Here is a 10,435-nt window from a genome sequence, read left to right as displayed (position 1 = left end):
ATCGGGTCGCTGAGGCCGGGGAGGTGCGTGGGGCCTGCAGGGTGGTAGAGGTCCACGAAACGGGCACGACGGCGGGGCAGACGGGGCCCATGTGACCCACGATGCAAACAGGACCCGTGGTGCTGACGGGGCCCGTGGTCACCGGGGGCCGGGAGCGAAAGCCCCGTCAGCGCTGTGCGGCGACCCTGGAGCGGCCCCGGCCGCGTCCCCCCGGAAGACTGGGGGGACGGGATTCGCCGGTGGGGGCGGCGCGGGGCGCTTCCGGTCAGGCCTGGCCGGGCCGGTCGCCCGCAGGGCCGCCGCCCGGAGTCCCCTCCCCCGTGGCGGCGGGCGGATCGGCGAGGTGGGGGAACAGGTCGGTGTGCAGTTCCACCGCCTCGGTGTCGGGGTGGCTCGCGGCGGACCTCCCGTCGAACCGGCTGCTCCACATCTGGACGAGGTCCTGGAGTTCCTTGGCGAACTCCTCGGTCTCCTCCGGGGTCATTCGCAGGTGGGCCAGGGAGTCCTGCATGGCTTCCTTCCAGCGGAGCACCTGGGGGTCGTCGGGCCTGGTCCGCACCCGGTTCCGCCACCGTTCGAGCCGCTCCCGGCGCCCGTCGTAGTAGCGGTCCAGGACGATCTCCGCGGCCTCCCGGGTGGCGGGGTTGGCCAGGTGCCCGACTCCGCTCATGTGCCATCCGCCCCGGCGGGGCCGCCACCAGCGGTCACGGCGCCCGGTGCGCTCGGGGTCGATCTCGACGAATCCGAAGCGGGCGAGTTGGCGCAGGTGGTAGCTGGTGGAGCCGCTGCTCTCCCCCAACAGTCCCGCCAGGATGGTCGCGGTGGCGGCTCCCTGGGCGGTGAGCTCGTCCAGGATGCGGGCGCGCAGGGGGTGGGCCAGTCCGCGCAGTGCGTCCGCGCCGACCTCCATGGACGTGGGGGCCGCGTACGCCCCGTCGGCGTTCTCCTCGTCGTTCATGCTCGAACCCTACTCCAAAGATTTCTTTGCAAAAAGACCTTTGCAGAACTTCCTTTGGAGAAATTTCGGCGGGTCGCGGACATCCGGGGGCACGCCGCCCTCCGGAAAGCCGAAGCGATGGGAGACAATGGGCGGGGGCTCGTGACTGGACCCGGGATTCGAGGAGGGTGTTCACCCCATGGAACCGTTCTTCATGGTCATCGGCGCGGCCATCGCCGCCGCCGGGTACCTGGCCGGGCGGCGCACCGCCCGTCGCGAGGCCCAGCGCGAACTCCAGCGCCACCACGGCACCCCGCAGATCCCCGACCGGAGCCCGCGCTCCCCCCAGCCGGTCTGCGGGTGCGGCCACAACCTGGTCTTCCACGACCAGGAGACCAAGCGGTGCCAGACCCGGGTGGTCATCCCCGGCCGCTGGACCGGGCAGTCCGACTCCAGTTACCGCCAGTGCATGTGCCAGGGATACCGGGGCCCGCTCCCCGTCGACGAGTACTACGCCCCCGACTACCTCGACGGCACCGGCCCCTGATCCCCGGTCGCACCGCACTCCGGGAGCCCTCCGCGCGGGGGCGACCCCGAACCGACCCCGTCGGCGCCACCGGGAGACGGCACGAACGCGCAGGTCACCGCTGTCCTTTCACGACGGTCCGCCTAACATGGGGCGAGGCGGCACGCGCGTGCCGCACCTCGCACACCCGGAGCCCACCGCCATGAAGTACACCGTCTCGATCGAGGTCGCCCTCCCAAGGGAGAGGGTGGCGCGGCTACTGGCCGACCCGGCACACGTGGAGAAGTGGCTACGCGGCCTCGTCCTGCACGAGCCGGTCGACGGCGAGCACGGGCAGGTCGGCACCACGTCCCGGGTCGTGTTCCAGACGGGGAACCAGCGGATGGAGTGCACCGAGACCGTCACGCGCCGGGAGCCGGCGGACCTGCGCCACATCCCCGAGGGGGGCGTGGTCCGCTTCGACCGCGAGATCGTCGGCGCGGGCATGTGGAGCGTCGTGCGCGACCGGCTGACCCAGGCCGGGCCGGAGGCGACGCTCTGGGCGAGCGAGAGCGAATACCGGTTCGACGGCCTGTTCATGCGGCTCGTGGGGTTCCTGGCACCAGGGGCCTTCCGTAAGCAGTCGCTCCGGCACATGCTGGACTTCAAGGCCTTCGCGGAGCGGGGAACGGACGTCCGCGAGGCGCACGGCTGACCGACGCCCGGCGCGCCCTCCCCGGGACCTGCGGCTGTCGACACGACGGCGGACCGAGTACGGGGACCTCTCCCACGAAAGGTGCGAAACCGGACTCCTCCCCCTCCGCCCGGACACGCCCCCGGTCCGGACACGACCGGCGGTGCGGCAACCTGGGAGGGCGGACGGCGACGCGCCGGGATGACAACGACCCCGCGCACCGCGAGAATGTCCGCGCACCGAACAGCCAGAGAGTGGACGTTTACTCGTGACGACCCCTGTGACACCCACGATCGACCAGCGCATCGCCGAGGAGCTCGGCGTGGGCGCGCATCAGGTCAGTGCCGCCGTCGACATGCTCGACGCCGGGTCGACCGTGCCCTTCATCGCCCGGTACCGCAAGGAGGCCACCGGAGCGCTGGACGACGCCCAGCTGCGCGCCCTGGAGGAGCGCCTGCGCTACCTGCGTGAACTGGCCGAACGCCGGAGCGCGATCCTGGAGTCGATCCGTTCCCAGGGCAAGTTGGACGACGCGCTGGAGGCGCGGATCAACGAGGCCGACTCCAAGGCCCGCCTGGAGGACATCTACCTCCCCTTCAAGCCCAAGCGCCGCACCAAGGCGCAGACCGCCCGCGAGGCCGGTCTGGCACCGCTGGCCGAAGGCCTGCTCGGCGACCCGGAACAGGACCCCCAGGAGGCCGCGGCCGCCTACGTGGACGCCGACAAGGGCGTGGCCGACGTCAAGGCCGCCCTGGACGGGGCCCGGGCGATCCTGGTGGAGACCTTCGCCGAGGACGCCGACCTCACCGGCACCCTGCGCGAACGCCTGTGGGCGAAGGGGCGCCTCGGTTCGTCGGTCCGTGAGGGCAAGGAGGAGGCCGGGGCCAAGTTCGCCGACTACTTCGACTTCTCCGAGCCCCTCACCGCGCTGCCCTCGCACCGCGTCCTGGCGATGTACCGGGGTGAGAAGGAGGAGGTCCTCACCCTCAACCTGGAGCCGGAGGAGGTCCCCGAGGCGAACGCGGACGGCGGTGTCCCGCGCAGCTCCTACGAGAACGCCATCGCCTCCCACTTCGGGATCGTCGACCGGGGCCGCCCCGCCGACCGCTGGCTCCAGGACACCGTGCGCTGGGCCTGGCGCACCCGTGTCCTGGTCCGCCTCGACATCGACGTGCGCATGCGCCTGTGGCAGCAGGCCGAGGACGACGGCGTCAACGTGTTCGCCGCCAACCTGCGCGACCTGCTGCTGGCCGCCCCCGCAGGAAGCCGTTCCACCCTGGGCCTGGACCCGGGTCTGCGCACCGGCGTGAAGGTCGCCGTCACCGACCCCACGGGCAAGGTGGTCGCCACCGACACGGTCTTCCCGCACGCCCCCCGCCGGGACTGGGACGGATCGATCGACCGGCTGGCCAAGCTGTGCTCCGCGCACGACGTGGAGCTGGTGGCGATCGGCAACGGCACCGCCTCGCGTGAGACGGACAAGCTCGCGGGCGACCTCATCAAGCTCCACCCCGAGCTGAAGCTGACCAAGGTGATGGTGTCGGAGGCGGGCGCCTCGGTGTACTCGGCCTCGGCCTACGCCTCCGAGGAACTGCCGGACCTGGACGTGTCCCTGCGCGGGGCCGCCTCGATCGCCCGGCGCCTCCAGGACCCGTTGGCCGAGCTGGTCAAGATCGACCCGAAGTCCATCGGCGTGGGCCAGTACCAGCACGACCTCGCCGAGGCGAAGCTGTCGCGCTCCCTGGACGCCGTCGTCGAGGACTGCGTGAACGGCGTGGGCGTGGACGTCAACACCGCGTCCGTACCGCTGCTCACCCGGGTGTCGGGGGTGACCTCGACCCTGGCCCGCAACATCGTCTCGCACCGCGACGCCAACGGACCGTTCCGGACCCGTGAGGCACTGCGGTCCGTGCCCCGGCTGGGCCCCAAGGCGTTCGAGCAGTGCGCGGGCTTCCTGCGGGTACCGGGCGGCGACGACCCGCTGGACGCGTCGGCGGTGCACCCCGAGGCGTACCCGGTGGTGCGGCGCATCCTGGACCGCTCCGGCACCGACCTCGCGTCGTTGATCGGCGACAAGAAGGCACTGGCGGCCGTGCGCCCCCAGGACTTCGTGGACGAGAAGTTCGGGCTCCCGACCGTCACCGACATCCTCAGCGAACTGGAGAAGCCCGGCCGCGACCCGCGTCCCGCCTTCACCACCGCCACCTTCAAGGAGGGCGTGGAGAAGCTGGACGACCTGGAGCAGGGCATGATCCTGGAGGGCGTGGTCACCAACGTGGCCGCCTTCGGGGCGTTCGTGGACGTGGGCGTGCACCAGGACGGACTCGTGCACGTGTCGGCGCTGTCCCACAAGTTCGTGGAAGATCCGCGCGACGTCGTCAAGCCGGGTGACATCGTCAAGGTGAAGGTGCGCGAGGTCGACATCCCGCGCAAGCGCATCTCGCTCACCATGCGTCTGGACGACGAGGCGCCCGCGCCCGGCGGCCAGGGCGGCGAGCGCGGCGAGCGCGGCACCCGCTCGGGCGGCGGGAACGGCGGCGGCCAGGGCCGAGGCGGTTCCGGCGGACGCCAGGGCGGACGCGGCGGCGAGCAGCGCCGTGGCGGCGGTCGCGGCAACGGCGGACGGGACTCCGCTCCGGCGCCCTCGGGCGCCATGGCCGACGCGCTGCGCCGCGCCGGTCTGGGCACGTAGCCCGTAACCCGTTGCCCGCCGGACCACGGGTCCGACAGGGTCGGTGAGGTGTGGGGTTCCCGACTGGTCGGGGACCCCTTCTCCCTGTGGGGCGACCGGCGCGGGCCGGATCACCCTGTGGCTCCTGGCGTTCTTCGTCCCCCTGGTCGCGGTCCTGTTGGGAGCGGCCGTCGTCGACGAGGTGTGGGTGCCCGAGGAACGCGTCGAGCTCCGGGACGAGGTGGTGTACGCCTACGTCGTCCAGAACGGCAGCCAGTTCCTCACCGTGCTCACCGCCGACACCCGGGAGAAGCGCGTCCTGCTCTCCAGCGAGGTCGTCTCCCGCACGGAGGCGTCCTGACCTCGGGTTCCACCCGCCGTCAGTCGGAGCGTTCGGAGTTGACCCGGTCGGCCAGCGCCCGCAGCAGTTCGTCGGCCAACGGCAGCTTGCGCAGCTCCTCCGGGCCGGGCAGCGGCGCCCTGGAGCGGTCGCCCTGCTCCCGGACCTCCCCGTGCAGGCGCTCCATGGTCACGTCCAGCTGGTTGGCGGTCTCGGCCGCCTCACGGATCTCGTCCAGCAGCCGGTCCGGGACCGATTTGGCGTACTTGTAGTAGATCTTGTGTTCCAGGCTGGCCCAGAAGTCCATCGCGATCGTGCGGATCTGGATCTCCACCGGCACGTCCTCGGTACGGTCCGACATCCGCACCTGGGTCTCCACCAGCAGGTGCAGACTCCGGTACCCGTTGGGCTTGGGCGAACGGATGTAGTCGCGCTCCTCCATCACCCGGATGTCCTCGTGCCCGGCCAGCATGTCCCGGATGGCGTAGGTGTCCGAGACGAAACTGCACGTCACCCGGATACCGGCGATGTCGAGGATGGACCCGCGGATCTCGTTGAGGTCGTAGGGCACCCCCCGCCGCCGCGCCTTCTCCATGATGCTGGCCGGGGTCTTGAGCCGTGAGCTCACGTGTTCGATCGGGTTGTGGTCGTGGGTGTAGCGGAACTCCTCGTTGAGGATGTTGACCTTGGCCATCACGGTGTCGATCGCGAACTTGTACGACAGGAGGAAGCGCGCGACGTCGTCGCGTGCGGCCAGCAGCGCCTCCGGAACGTCATCCACCACGCATCGACCCCCGTCGCACCAGTACGCGTCCCCGTGTCCGATGTTATCGACCACCGGGGCCCCCGGGGGCACGGGAACTACTTCGGGGCGAACGCCACCCCGGCCCACAGGTCCCTCAGCGGGGACCTCCCGTCGGTCACCAGGGAGTCCTCCAGGTCCCACACCCGGGCCGTGGTCGCACCCGGCCGGACCGGCTCCCAGCCGGGGTCCCCGACGGCCGCGAAACCGGTCCAGGCCGCCCTCATCCGCTCGGACAGGGCCAGGTACTCGGGGCCCGGGTCGCCCTCGCACAGGAACCGCGCCAGGTCGCAGTCCGTGTTCCCGAAGGCCAAGGGCAGCTCGAACGCGTGACAGGCGCCCAGGGCTCCGCCCAGGACCCGGCTGCGCGCCGCGAACCGGAAGAAGTGCGCGCTCGCGCCCGCCGCCGCGTGCGCCTCGGCGACACGGGTGGAGTACTCGCAGAACATGGCGTCGCCGCGGATCTCGTCGTAGAGACGGGTGAGGGAGGCCCCGGGGTGGGCCGCGCGGTAGACCTCCACCGCGTCCTCCCCCAGGCCGAGACGACTCGCGGCCACTGCCAGCGCCGCCTCACCGTCGATCTCCACCCGCTGCCCGAGGCCGGTGAAGAGCGTGAACTCGTCGGTGTTGTGTCCCACCAGCAGGTCCACGTCGGCGGCGGCGCCCCGGGCGATCGCCTCCAGGGGCGGTTCGGGCAGCTCGGGACCGCCGACCACGGGCCCGTAACAGGTGAACGCCCTGGTCCGCACACCCTTGCTGGTCCTGCCGGTACCGGCCAGCACGGTGTCGGTGGCGGCCAGGAGCCTCTCGGGGGGAACCCCGGCCAGGGCGTCGGCCTCCAGGGGCACCCCGATGACCCCGGCGATCCCCTCGGCCAGCAACCGGGCGGTGCCCACGGTGAGCATGTCGCCGGGAACGCTGTGCGCGACGGCGCGGCGGAACAGGCCGCGCGCCGCGGGCGAGGCCATCAGGCAGACCACGGAACCGGCGCCCGCGGACTCCCCCGCGACGGTGACGTTGCCCGGATCGCCGCCGAACGCGGCGATGTTGTCGCGGACCCAGCGCAGGGCGGCGATCTGGTCGAGCAGGCCACGGTTGTCGGGACGGCCCGGGACGTGGCCGAAGCCCTCGAAGCCCAGGCGGTAGTTGACGGTGACCACGACCGTCCCGGCCTCGGCGAGTCGGGTCCCGTCGTAGGTGGCCTCGGCCCCGGAGCCGACGATGTAGGCGCCGCCGTGAATCCACACCATGACCGGGGAGCCCGCGCCGTCGCCGCCGGTCGCCGGTCCCGGGGACCACACGTTGAGGACGAGGCAGTCCAGGGAGGTCTCGGAGTCCCAGGGTTCGGTACCGATGAACCGGGCGCTCTGGGGCGCGGGCGGTCCGGCCTCGACGCAGTCGCGGACACCGTTCCAGGCGGGCGGGGGCGCGGGGGCGGCGAAGCGGCGTTCGCCGAAGGGGGCCGCCGCGTACGGGATGCCCAGGTGGGCCGTGATCCGCCCGTCCTCGGACCGTGGGGACGGGGCGCCGCGCACCGGTCCGTTCCGGGTGTCGACGATGTACTGGGCGTTCACGGGTGCCTCCTGGGGGGATCGGTCGGGGCACCCCTACCTAACAACGTTAGGTAGGGCGGCGCAAGGCCGGACCGGGCCCGACCGCCGCGAGGGGCCCGGGGCCGGTGCCCACGGGAGCGTCCCCCACGCCGGGGAACCCGGAGGAGTGCGCCTCCGTCGAAACCAGACGATAGGTTTTCTGCTGGATTCTCCCGAATTCTCCCCGCTGCGCAACCAGCCGACTGGCACCCAACCGACCCGCCGCCCCAGGGCGACAGCGCCGGAAAGGCCCCCACATGCACGCACCCCTGTTCACCGCGCCCGTGTTGCTGGTCGAGCAACCCCGCCGCCTGTTCTCGGCCGAAGGACACTACGAGGTCCTCAGCGAGCACGGACAGCCGCTCGCGTACGTGAACGAGCACATGACCGCGTGGACGCACTCGCACCGGCGCAGCTCCCAACTGCCCCACCGGTTCACGATCTACGCGCCCGACGGGCACCCGCTCCTGAGCCTGGACAAGCCCTGGGACCGGGGCCGCCCCTACATCCACGTGAGCGGCCCGCACAACGAGCCCTACGGCAGCATCGTCCAGGACCGCTCCTTCATGGGATCGCGGTTCCGGCTCAACGACCCCCGGGGCCACACCGTCGCCGAGATCCGCGGCGACTGGAGCGGCTGGGACTTCACCGTCCTGGACCACGCCGGGATCGAGATCGCCCGGATCGGCAAGGAGCACCCCGGGCTGGGCGGCCAGTTCTTCACCACCGAGGACCGCTACGCGCTGGAGTTCGCCTACGACCTGCCCTGGCCGCTGCGCCGCCTGGTGATCGGCGCCGCGATCACCATCGACGTGCTGCTGCACGAGCGCGAGCCGGAGTTCTACCACTCCCACTACGCGGACTTTCGGCGCTACCCCGAGTACGGCTACGAACCGCGCCACCACTGGCACCACCCCCGGCGCGGGTACGTGGTCAGCCGGCGCCAGCGCCCGCCCCTGGTGGTGCACACCTTCCGGCCGGTACGCCGTCGGAGCACGGCCCCCCGTGACCGCGTGGGCGGTTCACGGGGCTCCTACCGCCCGCTCTCCAGCCGCTCCGAGGCACCCGCACCTCGGGCCACCCGCACGCCGCGCGTGGAGCGCCGGGGCGGAGGCGGGTTCGCCTCGCGTTCGGAGGCCCCCTCCAGCGGGTCGACCTCCCGCCGCGAACGCCAGGGGCGCTCCCAGAGCGGCGGCACCTCGCGGGCGGCCGGGTCCCGGCGCGACTCGTCGCAGAACCGGACGGCCCGACCCGCGCGGGACGGGACGACCGGGAGCCCGGGAGCCGCGTCCTCGGGTCTACCCATGGCGAGCGGACGTCCCCCGGCCAAGGGAGCGTCCACCTCACGCGGGGCCTCGGCGGCCCGGGGAACCTCCTCCCGGGGGAGCGCGTCGTCCTCGCGCGGCACCTCGTCCTCGCGCCGGTCCTCCTCCGGGGGCTTCTCGTCCCGGAGCGACTCCGGCCGGAACGGGTCCGGGAGCGCTTCGGGAGGCTTCCGCAGCTCCGGCGGCAGCGCTTCCGGTCGCTCCTCCAGCGGCCGTTCCAGCGCTTCCGGACGCTCTTCCAGTAGCCGTTCCAGCAGTTCGGGCCGCTCCTCCAGCAGCCGTTCGAGCGGTTCGGGCCGCTCGGGCGGTTCCCGGCGCTCCGGCGGCGGTTCCTCGCGTCGCAGGTAGGTCCTGCGCTTCCGTACACGGGCCCCTCGACCCCGGCGCACCGCCGCGGCGAGGGGCCCGTCCGCTTCGCGGCGCCACACGCCCGTGGGACAGCGGGTCCACCACACATACCATCTGGTCGGTATGATGTCCGCCCGACACCGCTCCACCACCGGGAAGGGCCCACCATGCGCGCCATCCAGATCACCGAGTTCGGCGGACCCGAGGTCCTCGTACCCACGGACCTGCCGGAACCGGAGCCCGGCCCCGGCCAGATCGTGGTCGACGTGGCCCTGAGCGGGGTGAACTTCGCCGACACCCACCAGGCGGAGAACAGCTACCTCTCCCCCTCGTCCCTGCCGCTGGTTCCCGGCAGCGAGGTCGCGGGGCGCACCCCGGACGGTCGCCGGGTCGTGGCCCTGCTCAACGGCGGCGGCGGGTACGCGCAGCGGGCGGCGGTCGACCCCAACCTGGCCTACGACATCCCCGACGACGTGACCGACGCGGCCGCGCTGTCCCTGGTCGTACAGGGCGCCTCGGCCTGGATGCTGCTGCGCAAGACGACCCGGGTCGAGCCCGGGGAGTCGGTCGTGGTGCACGCGGCGGGCGGCGGGGTCGGCACGTTGGCCGTGCAGCTCGCCAAGCGGTTCGGCGCGGGCCGGGTGATCGCCGTGGCCAGCACCGGTGACAAGCGCGACCTGGCCCTGGGGCTGGGCGCGGACGCCGTGGTGGACTCCGCCGCACCCGACATGACCGCCGCCCTCATCGAGGCCAACGAGGGCCGGCGGGTCGACGTCGTCCTCGACATGGTGGGCGGCCGGGTCACCGACGAGAGCGTGCGGGCGCTGGCCCCCTTCGGCCGCCTGGGCTTCTACGGCATGGCCTCGCGTGAGCTCCCCGCCCCCGTGAAGCTGCCCAACCTCATGCGCCACTCCACCATCGTCGGCGGCATGTGGCTCCCTCACGCGTTCCTACTGCCGGGCGACGTGGTGAGGCAGGCGATGAACGAACTGTTCGCGCTGGTCTCCGAGGGCGCGCTGCGGCCGGTGCTCGGGACCATCTACCCCCTGTCCGAGGCGCACCGCGCCCACGAGGATCTGCGCTCGCGCGGCACCGTGGGCAAACTGACCCTGGACCCTTCGGCGTAACCCGTACCGGACACGCCAGGAGCATCACCTTGACGATGTAGATTCACATTTGTCTGATTCCTCCGTTCCGGACCCTTTCGCCCGGAACGGAGGA

The 10,435-nt window shown here is 72.3% G+C and carries 9 protein-coding genes; 6 read left to right on the top strand and 3 right to left on the bottom strand.

From position 1 onward, the window contains the following. Nucleotides 1-265: 265 nt before the first annotated feature. Entirely contained in the window at nt 266-958 is a 693-nt protein-coding gene (locus ACFYL4_RS13055; RefSeq protein WP_387518465.1) for a winged helix-turn-helix domain-containing protein, read from the bottom strand. A 178-nt stretch (nt 959-1,136) separates the two neighbouring features. Between ACFYL4_RS13055 and ACFYL4_RS13050 the strand changes: the two genes are divergently transcribed. The 4 genes from ACFYL4_RS13050 to ACFYL4_RS13035 all read left to right on the top strand — a co-directional run bounded on the left by ACFYL4_RS13050 (nt 1,137) and on the right by ACFYL4_RS13035 (nt 5,168). Continuing rightward, nucleotides 1,137-1,484, top strand: a complete 348-nt coding sequence (locus tag ACFYL4_RS13050; RefSeq protein ID WP_357761612.1) for a hypothetical protein — start codon at nt 1,137-1,139, stop codon at nt 1,482-1,484. Between the two features lie 181 nt (nt 1,485-1,665). Next, complete coding sequence (locus ACFYL4_RS13045; RefSeq protein WP_387518464.1) at nt 1,666-2,157, top strand: SRPBCC family protein; 492 nt, start codon at nt 1,666-1,668, stop codon at nt 2,155-2,157. 247 nt (nt 2,158-2,404) lie between these two features. After that, nucleotides 2,405-4,828 (top strand): Tex family protein, encoded by a 2,424-nt coding sequence (locus ACFYL4_RS13040; RefSeq protein ID WP_387518463.1) that lies wholly within the window; start codon nt 2,405-2,407, stop codon nt 4,826-4,828. Nucleotides 4,829-4,871: 43 nt separating this feature from the next. Next, nucleotides 4,872-5,168 (top strand): hypothetical protein, encoded by a 297-nt coding sequence (locus ACFYL4_RS13035; protein WP_387518462.1) that lies wholly within the window; start codon nt 4,872-4,874, stop codon nt 5,166-5,168. 19 nt (nt 5,169-5,187) lie between these two features. Here the strand turns inward: ACFYL4_RS13035 and ACFYL4_RS13030 are convergent, their stop codons facing one another. Beyond that, complete coding sequence (locus ACFYL4_RS13030) at nt 5,188-5,928, bottom strand: GTP pyrophosphokinase family protein (RefSeq protein ID WP_387518624.1); 741 nt, start codon at nt 5,926-5,928, stop codon at nt 5,188-5,190. 80 nt (nt 5,929-6,008) lie between these two features. Next, the gene (locus ACFYL4_RS13025; RefSeq protein ID WP_387518461.1) at nt 6,009-7,523 is read right to left on the bottom strand and encodes a carboxylesterase/lipase family protein; all 1,515 of its coding nucleotides are present in this window, start codon (nt 7,521-7,523) and stop codon (nt 6,009-6,011) included. A 275-nt stretch (nt 7,524-7,798) separates the two neighbouring features. Here ACFYL4_RS13025 and ACFYL4_RS13020 point away from each other — a divergent pair, with 275 nt between their 5' ends. Next, the gene (locus ACFYL4_RS13020; RefSeq protein WP_387518460.1) at nt 7,799-9,214 is read left to right on the top strand and encodes a phospholipid scramblase-related protein; all 1,416 of its coding nucleotides are present in this window, start codon (nt 7,799-7,801) and stop codon (nt 9,212-9,214) included. A gap of 167 nt (nt 9,215-9,381) precedes the next feature. After that, on the top strand, nt 9,382-10,341 hold the full coding sequence (locus ACFYL4_RS13015; RefSeq protein WP_387518459.1) for a zinc-binding alcohol dehydrogenase family protein: 960 nt from the start codon (nt 9,382-9,384) through the stop codon (nt 10,339-10,341). Nucleotides 10,342-10,435 lie beyond the last annotated feature (94 nt).

It is taken from the genome of Nocardiopsis sp. NPDC006938, assembly GCF_042869555.1.
Taxonomy (GTDB): domain Bacteria; phylum Actinomycetota; class Actinomycetes; order Streptosporangiales; family Streptosporangiaceae; genus Nocardiopsis.
This window is presented reverse-complemented; position numbering and strand designations above follow the sequence as displayed.

Bases quoted from the DNA above. Each gene is read 5' to 3' on its own strand.
- ACFYL4_RS13055 (WP_387518465.1), bottom strand. From the start codon at position 958: ATGAACGACGAGGAGAACGCCGACGGGGCGTACGCGGCCCCCACGTCC.
- ACFYL4_RS13020 (WP_387518460.1), top strand. From the start codon at position 7,799: ATGCACGCACCCCTGTTCACCGCGCCCGTGTTGCTGGTCGAGCAACCC.
- ACFYL4_RS13045 (WP_387518464.1), top strand. From the start codon at position 1,666: ATGAAGTACACCGTCTCGATCGAGGTCGCCCTCCCAAGGGAGAGGGTG.
- ACFYL4_RS13015 (WP_387518459.1), top strand. From the start codon at position 9,382: ATGCGCGCCATCCAGATCACCGAGTTCGGCGGACCCGAGGTCCTCGTA.
- ACFYL4_RS13050 (WP_357761612.1), top strand. From the start codon at position 1,137: ATGGAACCGTTCTTCATGGTCATCGGCGCGGCCATCGCCGCCGCCGGG.